This is a genomic window from Pseudomonas sp. URIL14HWK12:I5 (assembly GCF_900176445.1).
Taxonomy (GTDB): domain Bacteria; phylum Pseudomonadota; class Gammaproteobacteria; order Pseudomonadales; family Pseudomonadaceae; genus Aquipseudomonas; species Aquipseudomonas monteilii.
In genome coordinates this window covers 19,353-41,367 of sequence record NZ_FWXQ01000009.1, presented here as the reverse complement: position 1 = coordinate 41,367, position 22,015 = coordinate 19,353, and the positions used below count along the sequence as shown (strand labels likewise).

The following is a 22,015-nucleotide window of genomic DNA, read 5'->3' as shown; positions in this document are numbered from 1 at the left end:
TGCACCGCTGATTGCAGGAAACTTCCTACATATACTGACGGCAAATTAAACAACACGAATAAAAATCAATGAAAAGTTACCAAATGCGCTTTGACATCGAGTTGAACATGCCCATTTCGTAGCCGGTTTTGTTTTATCTTGTAAGCCATTTCCCATATAAGGCTAACAGCCCATCCTCGCATGCCCGGCGACTTCCAACTGCGATAAGGTGCCACCTGTCACCCTAAACGACCGCAGGGAAGTTAAACATGCACTCCATATTTATTGTTGACGACCATCCGGTCATTCGCCTGGCCGTCCGTATGCTGCTGGAAAACCAGAACTACAAGATTGCCGGCGAGTCGGACAACGGCGTGGATGCCATGCAGATGATCCGGGAGAGCAACCCCGACCTGGTCATCCTCGACATCAGCATCCCCAAGCTAGATGGCCTGGAGGTACTTTCCCGTTTTCAGTCGATGGCCCTGCCCTTGAAGGTTCTGGTATTGACTGCACAGTCCCCGGCATTGTTTGCCGTGCGCTGCATGCACTCAGGTGCTGCGGGTTACGTGTGCAAGCAAGAAGACCTGGGTGAACTGCTCAGTGCGATCAAGGCGGTCCTGGCTGGATATAACTATTTCCCCAGCCAGGCAATCAATAACAACCCGACTACCGGCACCGACTTGCAACTTTTCCGCCAGGTGAATGACCGCGAACTGATGGTACTGCAACTCTTCGCCCAAGGCCGCAGCAACAAGGAAATTGCCAAAGGCATGTTCCTCAGCAGCAAAACCGTCAGCACCTACAAAAAGCGCCTCATGCACAAGCTTCAGGTCAACACGCTGGTGGATCTGATCGAGATGGCCAAGCGCAACGCGCTTGTCTGAAGGTGGTCATGGCCCGCACTATCGCCCGCCTGCTGCTCGCCCTGCTGCTATCAAGCGGCGCGACACAGGCTACCACTCGCGAAGCGTCGTCCTACACGTTGCTGGCAAGGTCATCGGCCGGTCCGGCCCAGCTCCTGTTCACGCCCGAACAACGGTTATGGCTCGAAGGCCGTCAGGAACTGGTACTGGGAACGTCGGCGCCCGACTACCCACCGTTCGACATCACCAGTGGCGGCCGCGCCTACCAAGGCCTGACCGCCGAGTATGCAAGCCTGGTCGGCAAGGCCCTGCAGTTACCCGTGCGGGTGCTGCGTTTTCCCAGCCGGCAAGCGGCGGTGGAGGCGCTCAGGCAGGGTGATATCGATTTACTCGGCAGCGCCAATGGCTACGAAGCGGCCAACGACGGCCTGGTGCTGTCACAGCCCTATGCCATCGACCAACCGGTACTGGTAACGCGCGAAGATGAAAACCGGGCGATGGACACGGACCTGACCGGCATGCGCCTGGGCATGCTCTACCACTACCTGCCCGAACAGGAAGTACACAGCGCCTACCCCAAGGCCGAGCTGCTGGCCTTCGGCTCTTCCAGCCAGGCACTGAATGCCGTGGCATTCGGCCAGGCCGACGTGTTCATCGGCGACACCATCTCCACGCACTACCAGCTCAATCGCGGCCACCTGCCACGCCTGCGCATGGCCAACTTCGGCCAGCACAAGGCCATCGGCTTCGGTTTTGCCTTGCGCCAGCAAGACACACTGCTGCTGGAGCTGGTGAACATTGTCCTCGACAGCCAGACGCCGGCCATGCGCACCAGCATTTTCAAGCGCTGGAGCGCTGGCAGCGACCAACTGCTGAGCGACCGCCAACTGCAATTGAGCGAGGCCGAGCAACAGTGGCTGCAGCAGCATCCGGTGATGCGCGTGGCGATTGATGACACGGCTGCACCCCTCTCCTATTTCGATGATTCGGGGCATTTTCGCGGCATCACTGCCGACCTGCTGGAGCTCATCCGCCTGCGCACAGGCTTACGCTTCGAAGTACAACGTGCCAGTGGCATTGCCGACATGATTGCCCGCCTCAAGGATGGCCGGGCCGATGTCATCGCCGCATTGGCCAGCGCCAGGGCGGCGGGGGACGACCTGCTAATCAGCCGCCCCTACCTGGAAAGCGCCTACGTACTGGTCAGCCACAAGGACAACAAGGCACTGGGCTCGCTGGAACAACTGAAAGGGCATCGCATCGCCATTACCCGCTACAGCGCCATGGATGCCATGCTGTCCCGGTACTATCCGCAGATCGGCTGGGTCGAGACCGAAAGCGCGTTCTACTCCATGGCGTTGCTCAACAGTGGTGCCGTCGATGCAGTGATTACCACCCTGATCGATGCCAACCACGCCTTGGCCAGCAACCCGGAACTGGTGATCCGCTCGTCGGTGGGCAGCGAACCCGCCAACTTCGCCATGGCCACCATGGCCCCTTCACCGGCCCTGCTGTCGATCCTCGACAAGGCACTGCTCAGCATCTCACCGGAGGAGCTGGGGGTTATCAACAACCGCTGGCGCGGCTTTAGCCGACACGAAGACAGCAACGCCAAGGGTTACAGCCGTCTCGCACTGCAGGTCATGCTGGGCATTGCCGTGCTTCTGCTGCTGGCCTTGCTCTGGAACGCTCGCCTGCGTCTGCAGATTCGTCAGCGCCACCGCGCCGAACGCGCCCTGAACGACCAACTGGCATTCATGCGCGCACTGCTCAACGGCACCCCCCACCCCATGTATGTGCGTGACCGCGAGGGCTGCCTGAAAAGCTGCAACTACAGCTACCTGGAAGCCGTGCAGGCCCGGTCCGATGAGGTCATTGGCAAGCAACTCGAAGACAGCCTTTTCGCCAATCCCGAGCAAACCCGTCAAATCCAGGCCGACTACCTGAAAGTCATGGCCGCCGGCTCGCCGTTGATCATGGACCGCCCCCTGCGGATCAAGGGACGCGAGCTGACCATTTATCACTGGATTCTGCCGTACCGCGACTCACTGGGAGAAATCCAGGGCATCATCGGCGGCTGGATCGATATCAGCGATCGCCGCCAACTGGTGCTGGAGCTGCGCCAGGCCAAACAACAGGCCGACGATGCCAACCGCGCCAAAAGCACCTTCCTGGCCACCATCAGCCACGAAATACGCACCCCGATGAATGCCGTGATCGGCATGCTCGAACTGGCGGTGAAGCGCGCCGACCAAGGTCGCCTGGACCGTGGCGCACTGGAGCTTGCCCACCATTCGGCCAAAGACCTGCTAGGCCTGATCGGCGATATCCTCGATATCGTGCGCATCGAGTCCGGGCACCTGACCCTGGCGCCGGAGGCCGTAGACCTGGCCGCATTGGTGGAGTCAGTGGGGCGCATCTTCGAGGGCCAGGCGCGGCAGAAAGGCCTGGCACTCGAGGTGATGATCACGCCGGCCGCGCGCTGCCATGCCTTGCTCGACCCCCTGCGCTTCAAACAGGTGCTGTCCAACCTGGTCAGCAACGCCATCAAGTTCACCGAGCATGGCCAGGTGCGTATCAGCGCCGACCTGCAGGACAACGGCACCAGCACGCCCGCCGTACTGCAACTGGAAGTGCGTGACAGTGGCATCGGCATCCACGCCGACGACCTGCAACGCCTGTTCACCCCGTTCGTCCAGGCCAACCCGCATAGCCAGGGTGCGCGCGCAGGTACCGGGTTGGGCCTGACCATCTGCCGCAACCTGTGCGAAATGATGGGTGGCGACCTGACCCTCAAAAGCCTCGAAGGGGTCGGCACCCAAGTCTGCCTGAAAATGCCGCTGCAACAGGTTGATGCGCAAGTGCAGCCGGCGCCCCTGATCGAAAAGCTCGATGTGCCCGACCCGCGGCTGAACGTGCTGGTGATCGACGACCATCCGGCCAACCTGCAACTGATGGCGCAGCAGCTTGCCTACCTGGGCCTGGAGCACGCCAGCGCCCGCGATGGCCGTGAAGGCCTGGCCACCTGGCGGGCGGGCAACTTCGATGTGCTGGTACTTGACTGCAACATGCCGCACATGAACGGCTACCAGCTGGCGACAGCCGTGCGCACCGAAGAGCGCCATGGCAACCGGCCACGCTGCACCATTCTTGGCTATACCGCCAACGCTCAGCCAGAAGTACGCCGCAAGTGCCTGAGCGCCGGCATGGACGACTGTTTGCTCAAGCCCATCAGCCTGAGCACCCTCAGCCAGCGCCTGGCCGGCATCAACCCGCGCCGGCAGCGCAAGCGCCGACGCCCCCTGTATCACCTGGATGGCCTGGCTGCAGTAGTCGGGCATGACCCCGCCGACCGCCGGCGTTTTCTGCAGACTCTGCAGCAAAGCCTGCAGGCCGATCTTTCCACCTTGATGGCGCTGCACCCAGAGCACGACGCCGATGCGATTGCCGAACAGGCCCACAAAGTGCTCAGCGCAGCGCGCATGCTCGAAGCGCCCGACCTGATGGCCGCCTGCGAAGCACTGGAGTCTGGTGGCTTGCCTACTGCCCAGTTGCGCCTGCGGCGTCAGGCACTGGCGCGGCACATGCGGCGAGTGGAGCTGGCCCTGGCCAAAGAATTACCCCCAAGCACCGATACGCAGGCAGCCAGCCGTGTTAACTGGTAGACTGCGCGGCGTTATTACCTAAGAGGATTGTTTCATGGCCACAAACCGCTCCCGTCGTCTGCGCAAGAAGCTGTGTGTCGACGAGTTTCAGGAATTGGGCTTCGAGCTGAACCTGGAATTCAAGGAAGATCTGGATGACCAGGCAATCGATGCTTTCCTCGATGCGTTCCTGGAAGAAGCCATGGACGCCAACGGCCTGGACTATGTAGGCGGTGACGATTTCGGCCTGGTGTGCTCGGTCAAGCGCGGTTCGGTCAGCGAAGAACAACGCGCCGCCGTAGAAGCCTGGCTCAAGGGCCGCAGCGAACTGACCAAAATCGAAGTCAGCCCACTGCTGGACGCCTGGTACCCGGAAAAGCCGATCAACAAGGCTGAGTGATACTTGCCTGTCTGATCGCTGAAAAGGCCACCCACATGGGTGGCCTTTTTTATTGTCGATGCTTTTTATCCGCCATGCTTTTCCGTCGAACGTGGCGCATCGTCGCTGCGCTTGGGGCATAATGCGTACTCTTTCGTCCTGGGGCCATCATCTCTTACAGCCCCTATGCCCTTTTCCCTCGCTGCAGGGTATTTATTCATTATGATCAAAACGCTTCGCCCCCTCGTTCTTGCCGGCCTGCTGTTGCCACTCGCATTGCCCAGCCACGCCGCCGCCGTCAACACCACCCTGCCCGCCAAAGTGCAGCAGGCGCTCAAAGCCAACAAGCTGCAGGACACAGCGCTGTCGCTGGTAATGTTGCCGCTTGACGGGCCCGGTACCCCGACCGTGTTCAATGCCGATGTTTCGGTAAACCCGGCCTCGACCATGAAACTGGTTACCACCTATGCCGCCCTCGAGCTGCTTGGCCCCACCTTCCAGTGGAAAACCGAGTTCTACACCGACGGTACCCTGAGCAATGGCGTGCTCAACGGCAACCTGTACCTCAAAGGTGGAGGCGACCCGAAGCTGAACATGGAAAAGCTCTGGTTGCTGATGCGTGACCTGCGCGCCAATGGCGTGCGCACCATCACCGGTGACCTGGTGCTGGACCGCAGCCACTTCGTGCAGCCCAACCTGCCGCAGTTCAACGATGACGGCGGCGATGAAAACAAGCCGTTCCTGGTCAAACCCGACTCGCTGCTGGTCAACCTCAAGGCCCTGCGCTTCGTGGCCCGCAACGATGGTGGCAAGGTTACCATCGCGGTCGAACCCCCTATTGCCAGCATTCGCATCGACAACCAGGTCAAGGCCGTGGCCTCCAAGCAGTGCACGGGTGATGTGCGCTACAACCCGGTACCTCAAGCCGATGGCATCAGCGTAACCGTCAGCGGCCAGCTGGGTGACGGCTGCAACTCGCAGACCTACCTGTCGCTGCTCGACCACCCGACCTATGCCGCCGGTGCCGTGCGCGCGATCTGGAACGAGCTGGGTGGCAACATCCAGGGCGGTGACCGCATCGAGAACGTGCCCAAAGGTGCACGCCTGCTGGCCCGCGCCTTCTCGCCAGACCTGGTGGAAGTGATCCGCGACATCAACAAGTACAGCAACAACACCATGGCCCAGCAGCTGTTCCTGAGCCTTGGCGCGCAGTTCCGCACCGATGCCGACGGCGACGACGCCCGTGCCGCGCAACGCGTGGTCCGCCAGTGGCTGGCGAAGAAAGGCATTACCGCGCCGCACCTGGTGATGGAAAACGGCTCAGGGCTGTCGCGTGCCGAACGGGTCAGCACCCGGGAAATGGCCGAGATGCTGCAGGCCGCCTGGAAGAGCCCCTACGCCGCCGAGTTCATGAGCTCGATGCCGCTGGTAGGCATGGACGGCACCATGCGCAAGCGCCTCAAGCGCACAGCCATGACCGGTGAAGGGCACATCAAGACCGGCACGCTGAATACCGTGCGGGCGATTGCCGGTTTCAGCCGTGACAGCAACGGCCACACCTGGGCAGTGGCGGCAATCCTCAACGACCCGAAACCATGGGGGGCTTCGCAGGTGCTCGACCAGGTGCTGCTGGACCTGTATCGCCAGCCGAAGCTGGCGGGCAGCACTGCAGCCAACTGATTGGTTAGCCCGTACCGGCCCTTTCGCGGCTATAGCCGCGAAGAGGCCGGTACGGGCAGCCAAAAACGTTCAGGCTGACTCGCCTTCCACCCTGTCCCGCCCCGCCTGCTTGGCTGCATACACCCCCGCATCCGCCCGCAACAACAGGGCATCGGCGCCCTCCCCCGGCCGCCATCCCGCCACACCAAAACTGGCCGTCACCTTGCCCACGCCGTCCACCGGCACATTGCGCAGCCCATGCCACAACTCCAGTGCCAGCAGCCGCGCCTGTTCGGCATCACTGCCCGGGCACAACACCATGAATTCCTCTCCACCCAACCGGCAGAATACATCGGTACGCCGCAAGCGCTGGCCGATACGCTGGCACAGGCTGCGCAGCACCCGGTCGCCGACGGCATGGCCGAAGCGGTCGTTGATGTGCTTGAAGTGATCGATATCGAGCATGATCACGGCCAGCGTCAAGCCATCACGCTGAGCCCGCTCCAGTTCGACCTTGAGCCGTTCCTGGAAGTAGCGGCGGTTATGAATGCCGGTCAGTGAATCGGTCACCGACAGCGCCCGCAACTCTTCCTCCACACCCTTGAGGTCCGAGATGTCCGTCAGGTAGCCATGCCACAAGGTACAGCCCTGTTCTCCCACCTCCGGCGTCGCTTCGCCACGCACCCAGCGCAGGCCGGCACGTGGCAGGCACACCCGGTATTCCTCGCGCCAGGGTGCCTGGTGCTCGGCCGAGTAACGTACCGAACGGCGCACGCGCTCCAGGTCATCTGGGTGGATACGCTCGAACACCCCCGAGGCATCTTCGCGCAACTGCTGCAGGTCCACTTCGTAGATGTCGTAAAGGCCTTTGCTGGCGTAGGGAAAACACGAATGCCCATCGGCATCCAGGCGATACTGATAAATACCGCCCGGCACCTCGGCACTGAGCTTTTCCAGCAGCCGATCGCGCGCCGCCAGTGCCTCGTGTACCCGACGCCGCTCGGTGACATCGATGCAAATGGCCAGGTAGCCAACCCACAGGCCCTGTTCGTCAAGCATGGCCGTGACCAGCATGTTGGCCACCAACTGGCTGCCATCGGCGCGTAGCAAGGTCCACTCACCCGGCTCGGCGCCTCGCTCGTAAACGGTTTCTGCAAACAGCGCCTGGCCACCGGCGATGTGCCGGCCAAAACGCTGGCTGAGCGCATGCGCACGCAGGCTCAATTCGTCCGGCAGCACCAGGTCCTCCAGGCGCAACTGGCCGATGGCCTGATTGGCCGAGTAACCAAACATACGCTCGGCCCCCGTGTTGAACGTGCTGACTTCGCCCTTGAGGTTGGTGGCAATAATGGCCACCTGGGTCGCGGCCTCCAATACACTGCGCAACTGATTATGGGTACCTCGCAAGGACTGTTCGCTGACCCGCAACTCGGCGGTACGCTGCTCGACCAGGGCCAGGGCACGCTGGCGCTGGCTGAACAGGCTGTAGAGCAAGGCACTGAGCAGCAGGCTCAACAACCCGCCCAGCAGGCCGACCGCCAGTACCGCCGATGTGCGATTGGCCCGCACGAAGGCCTGGCTCGGCAGGATGCTCAGCTGGAAGTGGTGGTCTGCCAGGTGCAGCAGCGGGTTGCTGCTCAGCGACAAGGGGGCAACCTGGTTCTGCGAGTCGTACAGCACTTGCGGCCCTTGCAACCCGGACGGGTCGACGATACGCACCACCAGGTTGTCATCCGCTGCCACAGGGCGCCCATCGCTGACCATCTCGCGCATGCTCAACAAAGCCACCACATAGCCCACTGCAGCGCCATGCGGGTTGGCATCGAAAAATACGGGGGCTACCAGCGCCAAGCCGCGCGCGTACGAAGGAATATCGTACATGGCCAAGGGCTCGGACACCGCCATGCTGCCAGATCCGAGCGCCCGCACCAGGGCAGCCTGGAGCTCACCCTGGCCGGCAAGATCGAGTCCATAGGGCAGCCCGGGCATTTCACCGGATTGGGTATACAACACAGGAAAGTAATGGTCGCGCAGCGGCGCGGGGTGCCACTGGCCTTGCGCATCCTGGTCACGGATCACATAGCCCGGGCCGGAATGCTCGCGGGCATGCTGCTCGAACTCGGCGCGCTGCGCGGCTTCGACACGCGGCGCCCAGGCGTAGGCCAGGGTACGCTGCAGCAACGGCCGGGCGTAACCGTCAAATTCGCGTGGTGTCACTTCGTTGGAAAAGCTGAAGAACCGCCGCAGGCCATCCAGGCGCTGCTGTTGTTCATCAAAACGCTCGGCAATACGGCTGTAGCGTTCGCTGGCCAGCAACTCAAAGCGCTGGCGCAGCTGCTGCTTGTAAAACGCCTGTGCGGCCAGCGCCAAGGCGGCCGTCAACAGACCGCCCGCCACCAAGGCCACCAGCGCCACCGCCCACGCGGACACCGTCTCTGTGCACAGGCCAGATAACCGCGCACGCACGCCACACTTTGACATACACCCATCTCGTCACGTCAGCGTCCTGCGGATTATCTTGCCCTGCCCACATTTATAGCCATTGGCCATTAGCCACGCAATGTACCTCGTCGGCTCAGCGCAGCTGCAGACGCCAGGCCCGGTGAATCCGGTTGTTACGGGCGAAGTCCGGGTCCAGGGTCTGGGCAGTGATTTCCTCCACCGCATAACGCGCCATCAGGTGCTCGTCCAGCTGGAACTTGCGGAAGTTGTTGGAGAAATACAACACGCCGCCCGGCGCCAGGCGGGCCATGGCCAGGTCCAGCAGTTGAACGTGGTCACGCTGCACGTCGAACACGCCTTCCATGCGCTTGGAGTTGGAGAAGGTGGGCGGGTCGATGAAAATCAGGTCGTAGCTGTCGCGGTTACCCTCCAGCCAGGCCATCACATCACCCTGCTCCAGGCGGTTGCGCTCAGAGAAGCCATTAAGCGCCAGGTTGCGCCGCGCCCAGTCCAGGTAGGTTTTCGACAGGTCGACGCTGGTGGTGCTGCGCGCACCGCCCTTGGCCGCATGCACGGTGGCAGTGGCGGTGTAGCAGAACAGGTTGAGGAAGCGCTTGTCGGCAGCCTCGCGCTGGATGCGCATGCGCATCGGGCGATGGTCGAGGAACAGCCCGGTGTCGAGGTAGTCGGTGAGGTTGACCAGCAGCTTGACGCCACCTTCGTTCACCTCCTGGAAACGGCCCTCGGTCGCCTGGCGTTCGTACTGGCGGGTGCCGCTCTGGCGCTCGCGGCGCTTGAGCACTACGCGCTGCGGCGAAATGCCCAGCGCCTGCGGGATGGCTGCCAACGCATCAAGCAGGCGCGCCTGGGCCTTTTCCGGGTCGATCGAGCGTGGCGCGGCATACTCCTGCACGTGCACCCAGTCCTGGTACAGGTCAACAGCCAACGCGTACTCGGGCATGTCGGCATCGTACAGGCGGTAGCAGTCGACCTGTTCGCGGCGAGCCCATTTGCCCAGCTGTTTGAGGTTTTTCTGCAACCGGTTGGCAAACATCTGCGCGCCTTCCGAAAGGCGTGCCGGTTCGCTGGCAACGGCGGGTTGCTGGCGGGTTTGCGCGCCCTCAGGTTGTGCTTCGCGACGCTCGCCGGTGACGAACTGGTCAGGCTGCACCTTGAACAGCAGCAGCTTGCACGGCAAGGCGCCGTTCCAGAACGCGTACTGCTTGTGGCTGCGAATGCCCATGCGCTTGCCCAGCTGCGGCGCGCCGGTGAACACCGCTGCCTCCCAGCCCATGCAGGCCTGGCGCAGGCGCTCGCCGAGGTTCTGGTAGAGGTACAGCAGGCTGGCTTCATCACCCAGACGCTCGCCGTATGGCGGGTTGCTGATGACCAGGCCTTTCTGGTTCTGGTCCGGGCGCGGCTCGAAGGTGCTGACTTCGCCCTGGTAGATTTTCACCCAGTCGCCCAGGCCTGCACGCTCGACGTTGTTGCGGCCCGGCTGGATCAGCCGCGGGTCGGCCTCGTAGCCACGGATCCACAGCGGAGGCTTGGCCAGGCCAGCCTGTGCACGCGCCTGCGCTTCGTCATGCACCTTGCGCCACAGCGCTGGCACATGGCCGAGCCAGGCACTGAAGCCCCAGCGCTCACGCTTGAGGTTGGGCGCGATGTCGGCGGCGATCATCGCGGCCTCGACCAGGAAGGTACCCACACCGCACATCGGGTCGGCCAACGCGCCCCCTTCAGCGGCAATGCGCGGCCAGCCAGAACGGATCAACACCGCAGCCGCCAGGTTTTCCTTCAGCGGCGCAGCACCTTGCTGCAGGCGATAGCCACGCTGGTGCAGGCTGTGGCCGGACAGGTCGAGGGAGAGAATGGCCTCGCCACGGTCCAGACGCAGGTGCACGCGCACGTCGGGGTCGATCTTTTCCACCGACGGGCGCAGGCCTTCGCGGTTGCGCAACTTGTCGACAATCGCGTCCTTGACCTTCAGCGCACCAAAGTGAGTGTTGTCGATGCCCGAACCATGGCCACTGAACTCCACCGCCAGGGTGCCATCGGCTGCCAGGTGGTCGGCCCAGTCGACCGCGTGCACGCCATCGTAAAGGTCGTCGGCGTTCTTCATGGAGAAGCGCTTGAGCACCAACAACACCCGGTTGGCCAGGCGTGACCAGACACACAGGCGGTAGGCGGTTTCCATGTCGGCGGCGCCGCGAATGGCCGAGGTGTGCTCACGCACTTCGTCCAGGCCAAGGCCTTTGGCCTCTTCGGCAAGCAGGCCTTCAAGGCCTTTGGGGCAGGTGAGGTAAAGTTCGAAACGGTCCGACATGAGTATTCCAGAGCCTTGGGCTATTGACTGACGAGGCAACGCATCACCCCGCGATGTTTGCCCGCAGGCCTTTCCAGCAGGCGTGCGGGTGGCCCTTCCCTGCACATGAACGTGCCGCGAAAGGCCAGGCCACCTGACCGATCTGCACTCGGCCCGGTGGCCAAGACAGCTTAGATCATCAGGCAGTATGAAAAATTCTGGCGATAACCGGGGCGATGTGACCCTTCGTCGCATTTCAAATTATTTCTGTCATCCGCAAGCAACGCTGGCGAAATGACGTCAATGTTCAGCAAACCCCGATCACAGCGGGCTCAACGCCAAACAAGGTTGAGTCGCATTTATTTACTTATCCCCTCACCCTAGGAAAGGTTACGTGCTTATGACAAATCGATCATTCACACCGTGACTCGCATTCGATAGAACTGGTCTCAGGCCGCTTCGCAACGAGGCGGCACCTTCAGCCCGCCACGCCGGCAGCGGGCGCAAACCGGCAGAAAGACTCTGCCCGGCCTCGGAGAGGCCGACGGGACATTACAGTCAACAAGTGAGGGCAACACCCTATGAGAAGACTTAAGCGTGATCCGTTGGAAAGAGCATATTCACGTGGCTACCAATACGGGGTCACCGGCAAATCCCGCGAACTTTGCCCCTTCAATCTTCCTTCTGTTCGCCAAGCCTGGATCAACGGCTGGCGCGAAGGTCGCGGTGATAACTGGGACGGAATGACTGGCACCGCTGGCATCCATAGACTCAACGAAAATCACGCCGTTGGCTGAACGAGGACACTGAATTCGAGTCACCATGCGCGCCCTATCCGGGCGGCGGGCTGCGGCCCAGGGGCCCCTTGACGGGGCCCTTTTTTATGCCTGCCGTTTAACCGCGCGGTAATGCCGCAATGGCATCGACCGCTTCACGGATCAACGCTGGCCCCTTGTAGATGAAGCCCGAGTAGATCTGTACCAGGCTCGCACCGGCAGCGATCTTCTCGGCAGCGTGACGGCCTTCGGTAATGCCACCCGCGGCAATGATCGGCAACTTGCCGCCCAGCTCGCCTGCCAGCACCTTGACAATGTGGGTGCTCTTTTCCAGCACCGGCGCGCCCGACAGGCCACCCGCCTCGCCACCATACGGCAGCCCCTCGACACCTTCACGGCCCAGCGTGGTGTTGGTGGCGATCACCGCATCCATGCCCGACGCCATCAGCGCGGCAGCCACCAGCGTAGTTTCTTCGTCACTCATGTCCGGGGCGATCTTGATGGCCAGCGGTACACGCTTGCCATGGGTAACCGCCAGTTGCTCGCGGCGTTCGGCCAGGGCGTCGAGCAACTGCTTGAGCGAATCGCCGAACTGCAGGCTGCGCAGGCCCGGGGTATTCGGCGAGCTGACGTTGACGGTGATGTAGCTGGCGGCGGTGTACACCTTGTCCAGGCAGATCAGGTAGTCATCCACGGCGCGCTCGACCGGGGTGTCGAAGTTCTTGCCGATGTTGATGCCCAGCACGCCGTTGTAGCGCGAGGCACGCACGCGGCCGAGCAAGTGATCGACGCCCAGGTTGTTGAAGCCCATGCGGTTGATGATGGCCGTCGCTTCCGGCAGGCGGAACAACCGCGGCTTGGGATTGCCCGGTTGCGGGCGCGGAGTGACGGTACCGATTTCGACGAAGCCGAAGCCCAGCTGGGCAAAGCCGTCGATGGCCGCGCCATTCTTGTCCAGGCCTGCGGCCAGGCCCACCGGGTTGGCGAAGTTCAAGCCCATGACCGAAACCGGCAATGCCGCCGGCTGCTTGCACAGCATGCCATTGAGGCCAAGACGGCCACCGGCACCGATCAGGTCCAGGGACAGGTCGTGGGAAGTTTCCGGGGAAAGCTTGAACAGCAGCTGGCGGGCCAGGGTATACATGGGCGGGCAAGGCTCGGGGTGAGTGAGGGGGCGATTATAGCCAGCCTGGGGCTGACAGGACAGCAAATCGTGGGGCCGCCAAGCACCCCGGCCACCCTTGGCACATCGGTTGCACCGGTTTGGCCCACAGCCTTATCCGTACAGGCGAGGAACCTTGTGAACACCGTACCCCGAGCAACGCCCCTGGCCTGGGTCAATGGCAGTGACGCGCCGGAAAAGCCCAGCCTGAACATCGGCTATATGGCACTGACCGACTGCGCCTCGGTGGTGGTCGCCGCCACCCAGGGCTTCGCCCAGCAATACGGCCTTACCCTCAACCTCAAGCGCCAAGGCTCCTGGGCCGGGCTGCGCGACAAGCTGGTCAGCGGCGAGCTGGATGCCGCGCACTGCCTGTATGGCCTGGTCTATGCCGTGCACCTGGGCATCGGTGGCGTACCGGCCAGTGACATGGCGGTGCTCATGGGCCTGAACCAGAACGCCCAGGCCATCAACCTCTCCCCTGCCTTGCAGCGCAAAGGCGTGACCAACCCTGAAGCATTGGCGCGCCTGGTGCACCAGCATGGCGCACGCCTGACCTTCGCCCAGACCTTCCCCACTGGCACCCACGCCATGTGGCTGTATTACTGGCTGGCCAGCCAAGGCATCCACCCGCTGCGCGACGTGGACAGCGTCGTGGTGCCGCCGGCCCAGATGGCCGCGCATATCCAGGCGGGGCGCATCGACGGCTTCTGCGTGGGTGAGCCTTGGGCCGCCGATGCTGTGGCCAAGGGCCAGGGCTTTACCCTGGCCACCAGCCAGTCGATATGGCCAGACCATCCGGAAAAGGTGCTGGCGTGTGCTCGCGCCTTCGCCGAACACTACCCCAACAGCGCCCGCGCGCTCATCAAGGCGATCCTCGCCGCCAGCCGGTTCATCGAGCAAAGCCCCGAAAACCGCCGCAGCACTGCGCAACTGCTTAGCGGCAACGCCTACCTGGACACCCCGCTGGACAGCATCGAGCCCCGCCTGCTCGGCCACTATCAGGATGGCCTGGGCAACCAGTGGCAAGACCCGCACGCCCTGCGCCTGTTCGACCAGGGCAGAGCCAACCTGCCGTACCTGTCCGACGGCATGTGGTTCATGACCCAGTTCCGCCGCTGGGGCCTGTTGCGCGAAGACCCCGACTACCTCGGTGTGGCTCGGCAGGTTCAGCAGTTGGCGCTGTACAGCGAGGCGGCGCAAAGCCTGGGCGTCGCGTGCCCCGAACAGCCGATGCGCAACAGCCTGCTGATCGATGGCATCCGCTGGGACGGCAGCGATCCTTATGGCTATGCCCGCAGCTTCAGCCTGCATGCCCTGGGCGACCTGCCCGATGCCCGCGTCGGCGCGTGAGGGGGACCAACATGTTGCGCATTCTGCTGATCGACGACACCCAGAACAAACTCGGCCGCCTCAAGGCGGCGTTGATCGAGGCCGGCTTCGAGGTTACCGAAGCCCCAGGCCTGACCATCGACCTGCCCGCCTGCGTCGAAACGGTGCGCCCGGATGTGGTACTGATCGATACCGACTCACCGGACCGCGACGTGATGGAACAGGTGGTGCTGGTCAGCCGCGACCAGCCGCGCCCCATCGTGCTGTTCACCGACGAGCACGACCCTGGCGTGATGCGCCAGGCGATCCAGGCAGGCGTCAGTGCCTACATCGTCGAAGGCATCCATGCTGCCCGGCTGCAGCCGATTCTGGATGTGGCCATGGCCCGCTTTGAAAGTGACCAGGCGCTTAGGGCGCAGCTGCTGGCGCGCGACCAGCAGCTGGCCGAGCGCAAGCGTATCGAGCAGGCCAAGGGTTTGCTGATGAAAATGAAGGATTGCAACGAAGAACAGGCCTACACCCTGATGCGCCGCCAGGCCATGAGCCGGCAGCAGAAGCTGATCCAGGTGGCCGAGCAGATCATTGCCATGCACGAAATGCTGGGCTGATGCAGCCGGCGATAGGGCCATCACAGGAAACAACAGTTGGCCCGGCTCTTGCTGAGGTTATTGCACCGGTAGCCAACGGCGGTTGCCCCACTTAAATCCCGACAAAGACGTCGCTCTCCCCTCCACGACCGTGGAGCGGGTGGCGGCGTCTTTTTCGTTCCGTTGCATTGCCGAGTGAGGTGTTCGATGAGTACCAGCTTCTGGAAATCCGGGCATGTGCCCACGCTGTTCGCCGCGTTCCTGTACTTCGACCTCAGCTTCATGGTCTGGTACCTGCTGGGCCCGCTGGCGGTGCAGATTGCCGCCGACCTGCAACTGAGTGCACAACAACGGGGCCTGATGGTGGCCACGCCGATCCTGGCCGGGGCGATCCTGCGCTTCGCCATGGGCGTGCTGGTTGACCGCCTGTCACCCAAAACAGCCGGGCTGATCGGCCAGGTGGTCGTCATCGTCGCCTTGGCGGGCGCCTGGCACCTGGGGGTGCACAGCTACGAACAGGCCCTGCTGCTGGGCGTGTTCCTCGGCTTTGCCGGTGCGTCGTTTGCCGTGTCGTTGCCGCTGGCTTCACAGTGGTACCCGCCGCAGCATCAGGGCAAGGCCATGGGCATCGCCGGTGCCGGCAACTCCGGCACCGTGTTCGCCGCCCTGCTGGCCCCGGCGCTGGCTGCCGGCTTTGGCTGGAACAATGTGTTCGGCTTCGCGCTGATTCCGTTGTCGCTGGCGCTGGTGGTGTTCGCCCTGCTCGCGCGCAATGCGCCACAACGCCCCAAGCCAAAAGCGATGGCCGACTACCTCAAGGCCCTCGGCGACCGTGACAGCTGGTGGTTCATGTTCTTCTACAGCGTCACCTTTGGCGGTTTCATCGGCCTGGCCAGCGCCCTGCCCGGCTACTTCAGCGACCAGTACGGCCTGAGCCCGGTCACCGCCGGCTACTACACCGCCGCCTGCGTCTTCGCCGGCAGCCTGATGCGCCCGCTCGGCGGTGCCCTGGCCGACCGCTTCGGCGGTATCCGCACCCTGTTGGGCATGTACAGCGTGGCAGCCATCTGCATCGCGGCAGTCGGTTTCAACCTGCCGTCCGCAGCCGCCGCTCTGGCGCTGTTCGTAAGCGCCATGCTTGGCCTGGGCGCCGGTAATGGTGCGGTATTCCAGTTGGTACCACAGCGCTTCCGCCAGGAGATCGGCGTGATGACCGGGCTGATCGGCATGGCCGGCGGTATCGGTGGTTTCCTGCTGGCAGCCGGGCTTGGCACCATCAAGCAGCACACCGGTGACTACCAGTTGGGGTTGTGGCTGTTCGCCAGCCTGGGCCTGCTGGCCTGGTTCGGCCTGCATGGCGTGAAACAACGCTGGCGCACCACCTGGGGCTCGGCAGCCGTGACCGCTGCACGGGTCTGAGGGGCACCCATGAGCCTGCAACTGAAGTTCGCCCAAGCCAGCGCTACCGGGCCACGCGAGGAAAACCAGGATGCCCTGCGCCTGGTCACCCCGGCGCCGGAGCTGGCCGCCAGCAAGGGCTACCTGTTCGCCCTCGCCGACGGCGTCAGCCAATGCGCCGATGGCGGCCTGGCAGCACGCGCCAGTTTGCAGGCACTGGCGCTGGACTACTACGCCACCCCCGCCACCTGGAGCGTGGCCCAGGCGCTGGACCGCCTGCTGCTGGCTCAGAACCGCTGGTTGCGCGCCCAGGGCAGCGGCCAGCCTTTGCTGACCACACTCAGCGCACTGGTGTTACGTGGCCGGCGCTTCACCTTGGCCCATGTGGGGGATTGCCGGGTTTACCGCTGGTACGCCGGGCGCCTGCAGTGCCTGAGCGAAGACCATGTGTGGGACCAGCCGGGCATGCAGCATGTACTAAAACGCGCACTGGGCCTGGACCAGCACCTGCTGGTGGATTACCTGGAGGGCGAGCTGCAGCCAGGCGAGTGCTTCCTGCTGGTCAGCGACGGGGTCTGGGCCAGCCTGGGCGACCAACACATCCAGGCCGTGCTGCGCGATCAGACCGACTTGCAACTGGCCGTCGACACACTGGTTGCCAGCGCGCACCTCAATGGCAGCCAGGACAATGCCAGTGCCTTGCTGGTGTACGTCGAACAGCTAGGCACCGCCAACCTGGGCGATACCCTGGCGCAATTGCAGCAGTGGCCGGTGCCCGGCGCGCTGCGAGCAGGCCAAGTGATCGATGACTGGCAGGCCGACTGCCTGCTTTCACAAAGCCGCCAGTCGCTGCTATACCGGGTGCGCGACAGCCAAGGCCAACCTTGGCTTCTCAAGACCCTGCCTGCCGAACGCGAACAAGAGCCCGGTGCTGCGCAAGCGCTGTTGCTCGAGGAGTGGTTCCTGCGCCGGGTTGCAGGCCGCCACTTCCCCGAGTTGCATGCGGCCAGCCAGCGGCAACACCTGTACTACGTGATGCGCGAGTACCCCGGCCAAAGCCTTGCCACCCTGCTGGCCGAGCATGGTCCGCTGCCCCTGCCGCAGTGGCTCGAAATGGCCCGGCAACTGCTGCAGGCGGTTGGCGTGTTGCACCGGCGCAACCTGCTGCACCGCGACATCAAGCCAGACAACCTGCACCTGGGCAGCGATGGCCAACTGCGCCTGCTGGATTTCGGTCTGGCCTATTGCCCCGGCCTTTCCGAAGACCCGTTGCACGACGTGCCCGGCACGCCCTCGTACATCGCCCCGGAAGCGTTCGACGGCCAACCACCCAGCCCGCGACAAGACCTGTATGCCGTGGGCGTGACGCTGTATCACCTGCTGACCGGGCACTACCCGTATGGCGAGGTGGAAGCCTTTCAGCGCCCGCGCTTCGGTCAGCCGGTCAACGCTGCACGCTACCGCCCCGACTTGCCGGAATGGCTGCAGCACAACCTGCAGCAGGCGGTGGCGGCCGATCCGGCGCAGCGCTTCGAAACGGCCGAACACTGGTTGTTGCTGCTTGAGCGTGGCGACCGCCAAGAGCTGCCTGACAGGCCACGCCCCTTGCTGGAACGCGAGCCGTTGAAGGTATGGCGCACCCTGGCCCTGCTGTCGTTGCTACTCAACCTGATCCTGCTGCTTGGCCTGCTCAAAGGCTGAGCGCACCCTGCCAACGAGGAATACCCGATGAATGCAAAAGTCTGGCTGGTAGGCGCCGGCCCTGGCGACCCTGAACTGCTCACCCTCAAGGCCGTGCGTGCCTTGCAGCAAGCGGCAGTGGTAATGATCGACGACCTGGTCAACCCGGCGGTGCTGGAGCATTGCCCGCAGGCCCGGGTGATTGCCGTGGGCAAGCGTGGCGGCTGCCGCTCCACGCCACAAGCGTTCATCCAGCGCCTGATGCTGCGCCATGCTCGGCAAGGACGTTGCGTGGTACGGCTCAAGGGTGGAGATCCGTGCATTTTTGGCCGTGGCGGCGAAGAGGCACTGTGGCTACAGGGGCATGGTATTGAGGTGGAGTTGGTCAACGGCATCACGGCCGGTCTGGCAGGCGCCACGCAATGCGGGATTTCGCTGACCTCACGCGGGGTGAGCCGAGGGGTGACGCTGGTAACGGCGCATACGCAGGACGACAGCGAGCTGAACTGGGCAGCCTTGGCCCAGGGCGGGACAACGTTGGTGGTGTACATGGGGGTCGCGCGACTGGAGCAGATTCGCCAGGGGTTGCTGGAGGGTGGCATGGCACCCGGAATGCCAGTGGCGATGATCGAGAATGCCTCATTGCCGCAGCAGCGAGAGTGCAGGAGCGATGTGCGGGGGATGGTCGAAGATGCACAGGGATTTGGTTTGCGTAGCCCGGCGATTCTGGTGATTGGCGAGGTGGTTGACGAACGACAGGTTCAGAGACTGTTGGCAGTCGCCGGGTAAAATCCGAGCAAAGAAAAACCCGGCCGAGGCCGGGTTTTTCATGAAACATCAGGCCAATTACTTGGACTGAGCTTCTACCTGAGCTTCAACGCGACGGTTGATAGCACGGCCTTCTTCGGTGGCGTTGTCAGCAACCGGACGGGTTTCGCCGTAGCCTACCGAGTCAACACGGCTGGATTCTACGCCGTACTGCTGGGTCAGCACTTGCTTGACAGCGTTGGCACGACGCTCGGACAGCTTCTGGTTGTAAGCGTCTGGACCCACGGAGTCAGTGTGACCTTCAACCACGGTGGTGGTTTGTGGGTACTGCTTCATGAAGTCAGCCAGGTTTTTGATGTCGCCGTAGCTGTTTGGCTTGACGACCGACTTGTCGAAGTCGAACTTCACGTCCAGCTCAACACGAACGACTTCGGCAACAGCCGGGCAGCCGTCGGCGTCAACGGTAACGTTGGCCGGGGTGTCTGGGCACTTGTCGACGTTGTCGCAAACGCCGTCGTTGTCGGAGTCGGAGCAGACTTCAGCAACTGGAGCCGGAGCGGCTGCGGCTTGCTTCGGGCTACCGCCGAAGTTCAGGCCAACACCAACGCTTGGAGCCCACTCGGTGTCGCCCTGGTCGATGTTGTACTGAGCTTCAACGCCGGCACGGGCGTAGAACATGTCGGTGATGTACCACTTGGCGCCAGCGCCAACGTTGGCGAAGGTGGAGTGGTCACGACCGCCACGGCCGGTCTGGCCCAGCGACTGGTGCGAGAAACCAGCGGAAACGTACGGACGGATAGCGTCGTACGGGTTGTTGAAGTGGTAAACGGCGTCCAGGGCGGTGTTCGAGCCCTTGATGTTCTTGCCGTCTTCGCCACGAGCGTTGTGTACTTCGTCGTAGCCCAGACGCAGTTCAACGTCGTCGGTCAGGAAGTAACCGATCGAGCCGCCGAACAGGTTGCCGTCGTTCTTGAAGTCGCGCTGGCTGTCGAAGAATTCTTTTTTGTAGAAAACTTCGGTCTCGACGGCGCCTTGACCTTGTGCCATAGCGCCAATCGAAGTGGCGGCTACGAGCGAACCAATGGCCAAGCCCAAGGTGTTTTTCAATTTCATCCGTTAAATCCCCATCTGGTGATAGTTAAGCCGTCCCACCACGAACACGGGGGACAACTCGACGGCAAGTCTAGCAGAACTCGCCGATTCGTTAGAGATATTTGCACGCCACTAAGTTTCATCGAGGCCGGCAAATTTCTCCCGAAGCTTGTCTAGCGCGCGCTTGTAGCGCATTTTCGTCGCGCTCAGGCCCATGTGCATGATGTCGGCAATTTCCTGAAATTCCAGTTCTGCGACAAAACGAAGCACCAGAATCTCCCGGTCAATCGGGTTCACATGCACCAGCCATTTGTCCAGCCCGCCTTTTTCTTCCGGCTTCGGGGCCTTGTCCTCGGACGCCTCTTCGACAGGGTCCAGACTCAAGGCATCCATCAACCGGCGTTTACGGCGCTCCTTGCGGTACTGGGTAATGCACTCGTTGTAGGTGATGCTGTAGAGCCAGGTCTTGAACTTGGATTTACCTTCGAAGTTCTTCAGGCCGTACAGCACTTTCAGCATCACTTCCTGACAGACATCGTCCGCGTCCCGGTCGTTCCCCAGATAACGCGCACAGACGTTGAACAGGGTCCGTTGGTAGCGCCGCATGAGCTCTTCATAGGCGCGGGTAACGTGGTACAGCTCCTCATGCGAACGCGCCACCAACTCTTCGTCCGTGAGCTCGCGGGGGTCATAACGCATGGGCGGCGAATGAACTTTATTCAAAACGGATCTGGCCGACAGTCAGGTCAATGTCGCCGCGCGACCCCGTGGGTCGAATTTCGCGGCGGCATACATTAACAGCTTTTGTGCGGTTAGCGGCTATTGACACGCTGCTCGAGCAACTCGCGGTTGGACAGCGACACCAGTTCGCCATCATCGGTCAGCAGCGTTGTCTTGACCGTGCCGATTTCCTCGATGTGCCCTTCAACCTCTCCAATCCGCACCTGCTGGCCGACCTGATACAGCTCGCGCACGTAAATGCCGGCCAGGATCTGCCCGGCGATCTCGCGACTGCCAAGGCCCATGGCCAAGGCAACGGCCAGACCAACGGTAATCAGCCCGATGACGATAACGTGGTTCAGCAGGTCGGTTTTCACCTCCAGCTGGCTGATGGCCACCGAGATGCTGATGATGATCACCAGGCCCTGGGTAATGCGCCCAAGCCCTGCCGAGTATTCCAGGCCGATGCCTTCGGCAGCGCCGCGCACCAGGCCATTGGCAATTTGTGCCAGCAGCACGCCGGCCAGCAGCACCAAGGCCGCGCCGAACACCTTCGGCAGGTACAGGGCAAGCATGTCGAGGGTGGCCGACACCCGCTCCAGGCCCAGCGACTCGGCGGCCGAGACCAGGAAGATGAGCAGCACGAACCAGTAGACGATCTTGCCGATCAGGGTCGAGATCGGCACCTGAATGCCGACCCGGCCAAGCATCTTGGTGAGGCCGGTGCCGGCCATCAGGCGGTCCAGGCCAAACTTGGCCAGCAGCTTGGACAGCAGTGTGTCGAGCAGCTTGGCCACCACGAAACCGAGCAGCACCACGACCAGCGCGCCGAACAGGTTGGGGATGAAGTTCGCTACCTTGGTCCAAAGGGCAGTCATTGCGGTGACCAGGCTCTGGGTCCAGAGATCGAGTTCCATATTCAATCGGCCTTATCTGCTTTGCTGCCGGTGGCAGCGTTGCGGGAAGAGTGTCGACGCACCGGCGCGACATGCGCCGAGCCATTATTGACGGCGATGAGCAGCGCCTGGCTCCAGCGGCCAAGCAGGCTGAACAGATCACCCGCGCCAACCTGGCGGTTGGCGGTTTTCAGTACGCGGCCCAGGCAAGCGGCGTCGTCCCGGTCGTCCCGGTCATTGCCGGAGGGTGACGCCTTGAGCAGGTCGCGCAGGGATTCTTCAAACGGATCGTGCATGGGCACCTCGCGCAGTGTCAGCAAGAGACGAGAT

Annotated in this window: 17 protein-coding genes; 10 read left to right on the top strand and 7 right to left on the bottom strand. The window is 62.8% G+C overall.

Features of this window, described 5'->3' with window-relative positions:
- Positions 1-248: 248 nt before the first annotated feature.
- The 4 genes from B9A31_RS20125 (at position 249) to dacB (ending at position 6,548) form a co-directional block, all read left to right on the top strand.
- Positions 249-866 (top strand): response regulator transcription factor, encoded by a 618-nt coding sequence (locus B9A31_RS20125; protein WP_019096177.1) that lies wholly within the window; start codon positions 249-251, stop codon positions 864-866.
- An 8-nt stretch (positions 867-874) separates the two neighbouring features.
- Entirely contained in the window at positions 875-4,510 is a 3,636-nt protein-coding gene (locus B9A31_RS20120; RefSeq protein WP_084297296.1) for an ATP-binding protein, read from the top strand.
- Positions 4,511-4,544: 34 nt separating this feature from the next.
- The gene (locus B9A31_RS20115) at positions 4,545-4,889 is read left to right on the top strand and encodes a YggL family protein (protein ID WP_003248695.1); all 345 of its coding nucleotides are present in this window, start codon (positions 4,545-4,547) and stop codon (positions 4,887-4,889) included.
- 201 nt (positions 4,890-5,090) lie between these two features.
- Positions 5,091-6,548 carry a D-alanyl-D-alanine carboxypeptidase/D-alanyl-D-alanine endopeptidase gene (dacB, locus tag B9A31_RS20110; protein WP_016714859.1) on the top strand — a complete coding sequence of 486 codons (1,458 nt, stop codon included), beginning with the start codon at positions 5,091-5,093 and terminating at the stop codon, positions 6,546-6,548.
- A gap of 69 nt (positions 6,549-6,617) precedes the next feature.
- On the opposite strand, the gene B9A31_RS20105 is transcribed toward dacB, so the two are convergent.
- A complete protein-coding gene (locus B9A31_RS20105; protein WP_084297295.1) occupies positions 6,618-9,008 on the bottom strand; it encodes a sensor domain-containing diguanylate cyclase in 2,391 nt (796 codons plus the stop codon).
- A gap of 94 nt (positions 9,009-9,102) precedes the next feature.
- Positions 9,103-11,295 (bottom strand): bifunctional 23S rRNA (guanine(2069)-N(7))-methyltransferase RlmK/23S rRNA (guanine(2445)-N(2))-methyltransferase RlmL, encoded by a 2,193-nt coding sequence (gene rlmKL, locus B9A31_RS20100; RefSeq protein ID WP_019096175.1) that lies wholly within the window; start codon positions 11,293-11,295, stop codon positions 9,103-9,105.
- Between the two features lie 560 nt (positions 11,296-11,855).
- Between rlmKL and rmf the strand changes: the two genes are divergently transcribed.
- Positions 11,856-12,071: a ribosome modulation factor gene (gene rmf / locus B9A31_RS20095; protein WP_003248687.1), complete on the top strand. Its 216-nt coding sequence runs from the start codon at positions 11,856-11,858 to the stop codon at positions 12,069-12,071.
- A gap of 97 nt (positions 12,072-12,168) precedes the next feature.
- On the opposite strand, the gene B9A31_RS20090 is transcribed toward rmf, so the two are convergent.
- A complete protein-coding gene (locus B9A31_RS20090; RefSeq protein ID WP_019096174.1) occupies positions 12,169-13,194 on the bottom strand; it encodes a quinone-dependent dihydroorotate dehydrogenase in 1,026 nt (341 codons plus the stop codon).
- Between the two features lie 156 nt (positions 13,195-13,350).
- Here B9A31_RS20090 and B9A31_RS20085 point away from each other — a divergent pair, with 156 nt between their 5' ends.
- The 5 genes from B9A31_RS20085 to cobA all read left to right on the top strand — a co-directional run bounded on the left by B9A31_RS20085 (position 13,351) and on the right by cobA (position 18,998).
- On the top strand, positions 13,351-14,565 hold the full coding sequence (locus B9A31_RS20085) for a CmpA/NrtA family ABC transporter substrate-binding protein (RefSeq protein WP_026020289.1): 1,215 nt from the start codon (positions 13,351-13,353) through the stop codon (positions 14,563-14,565).
- An 11-nt stretch (positions 14,566-14,576) separates the two neighbouring features.
- Entirely contained in the window at positions 14,577-15,152 is a 576-nt protein-coding gene (locus B9A31_RS20080; protein WP_019096172.1) for an ANTAR domain-containing response regulator, read from the top strand.
- A 186-nt stretch (positions 15,153-15,338) separates the two neighbouring features.
- Positions 15,339-16,550 carry a nitrate/nitrite transporter gene (locus B9A31_RS20075; protein WP_019096171.1) on the top strand — a complete coding sequence of 404 codons (1,212 nt, stop codon included), beginning with the start codon at positions 15,339-15,341 and terminating at the stop codon, positions 16,548-16,550.
- Between the two features lie 9 nt (positions 16,551-16,559).
- On the top strand, positions 16,560-18,230 hold the full coding sequence (locus tag B9A31_RS20070; RefSeq protein WP_019096170.1) for a bifunctional protein-serine/threonine kinase/phosphatase: 1,671 nt from the start codon (positions 16,560-16,562) through the stop codon (positions 18,228-18,230).
- Between the two features lie 27 nt (positions 18,231-18,257).
- Positions 18,258-18,998: a uroporphyrinogen-III C-methyltransferase gene (gene cobA, locus B9A31_RS20065; protein ID WP_027615643.1), complete on the top strand. Its 741-nt coding sequence runs from the start codon at positions 18,258-18,260 to the stop codon at positions 18,996-18,998.
- A 57-nt stretch (positions 18,999-19,055) separates the two neighbouring features.
- On the opposite strand, the gene B9A31_RS20060 is transcribed toward cobA, so the two are convergent.
- The 4 genes from B9A31_RS20060 to B9A31_RS20045 all read right to left on the bottom strand — a co-directional run bounded on the left by B9A31_RS20060 (position 19,056) and on the right by B9A31_RS20045 (position 21,981).
- Positions 19,056-20,090 (bottom strand): OmpA family protein, encoded by a 1,035-nt coding sequence (locus B9A31_RS20060; RefSeq protein WP_016714850.1) that lies wholly within the window; start codon positions 20,088-20,090, stop codon positions 19,056-19,058.
- Between the two features lie 111 nt (positions 20,091-20,201).
- Positions 20,202-20,768, bottom strand: a complete 567-nt coding sequence (gene sigX / locus B9A31_RS20055; RefSeq protein ID WP_003248665.1) for an RNA polymerase sigma factor SigX — start codon at positions 20,766-20,768, stop codon at positions 20,202-20,204.
- A gap of 113 nt (positions 20,769-20,881) precedes the next feature.
- Positions 20,882-21,706 carry a mechanosensitive ion channel family protein gene (locus tag B9A31_RS20050; protein ID WP_019096168.1) on the bottom strand — a complete coding sequence of 275 codons (825 nt, stop codon included), beginning with the start codon at positions 21,704-21,706 and terminating at the stop codon, positions 20,882-20,884.
- A gap of 2 nt (positions 21,707-21,708) precedes the next feature.
- Positions 21,709-21,981, bottom strand: a complete 273-nt coding sequence (locus B9A31_RS20045; protein WP_014591816.1) for a hypothetical protein — start codon at positions 21,979-21,981, stop codon at positions 21,709-21,711.
- Positions 21,982-22,015: the final 34 nt, after the last annotated feature.

Coding starts and splice junctions, on each gene's coding strand:
- dacB (WP_016714859.1), top strand. CDS start 5,091: ATGATCAAAACGCTTCGCCCCCTCGTTCTTGCCGGCCTGCTGTTGCCA.
- B9A31_RS20090 (WP_019096174.1), bottom strand. CDS start 13,194: ATGTATACCCTGGCCCGCCAGCTGCTGTTCAAGCTTTCCCCGGAAACT.
- B9A31_RS20060 (WP_016714850.1), bottom strand. CDS start 20,090: ATGAAATTGAAAAACACCTTGGGCTTGGCCATTGGTTCGCTCGTAGCC.
- B9A31_RS20045 (WP_014591816.1), bottom strand. CDS start 21,981: ATGCACGATCCGTTTGAAGAATCCCTGCGCGACCTGCTCAAGGCGTCA.
- B9A31_RS20125 (WP_019096177.1), top strand. CDS start 249: ATGCACTCCATATTTATTGTTGACGACCATCCGGTCATTCGCCTGGCC.
- B9A31_RS20120 (WP_084297296.1), top strand. CDS start 875: ATGGCCCGCACTATCGCCCGCCTGCTGCTCGCCCTGCTGCTATCAAGC.
- B9A31_RS20105 (WP_084297295.1), bottom strand. CDS start 9,008: ATGTCAAAGTGTGGCGTGCGTGCGCGGTTATCTGGCCTGTGCACAGAG.
- B9A31_RS20080 (WP_019096172.1), top strand. CDS start 14,577: ATGTTGCGCATTCTGCTGATCGACGACACCCAGAACAAACTCGGCCGC.
- B9A31_RS20075 (WP_019096171.1), top strand. CDS start 15,339: ATGAGTACCAGCTTCTGGAAATCCGGGCATGTGCCCACGCTGTTCGCC.
- B9A31_RS20050 (WP_019096168.1), bottom strand. CDS start 21,706: ATGGAACTCGATCTCTGGACCCAGAGCCTGGTCACCGCAATGACTGCC.
- rmf (WP_003248687.1), top strand. CDS start 11,856: ATGAGAAGACTTAAGCGTGATCCGTTGGAAAGAGCATATTCACGTGGC.
- rlmKL (WP_019096175.1), bottom strand. CDS start 11,295: ATGTCGGACCGTTTCGAACTTTACCTCACCTGCCCCAAAGGCCTTGAA.
- B9A31_RS20115 (WP_003248695.1), top strand. CDS start 4,545: ATGGCCACAAACCGCTCCCGTCGTCTGCGCAAGAAGCTGTGTGTCGAC.
- cobA (WP_027615643.1), top strand. CDS start 18,258: ATGAATGCAAAAGTCTGGCTGGTAGGCGCCGGCCCTGGCGACCCTGAA.
- B9A31_RS20070 (WP_019096170.1), top strand. CDS start 16,560: ATGAGCCTGCAACTGAAGTTCGCCCAAGCCAGCGCTACCGGGCCACGC.
- sigX (WP_003248665.1), bottom strand. CDS start 20,768: ATGCGTTATGACCCCCGCGAGCTCACGGACGAAGAGTTGGTGGCGCGT.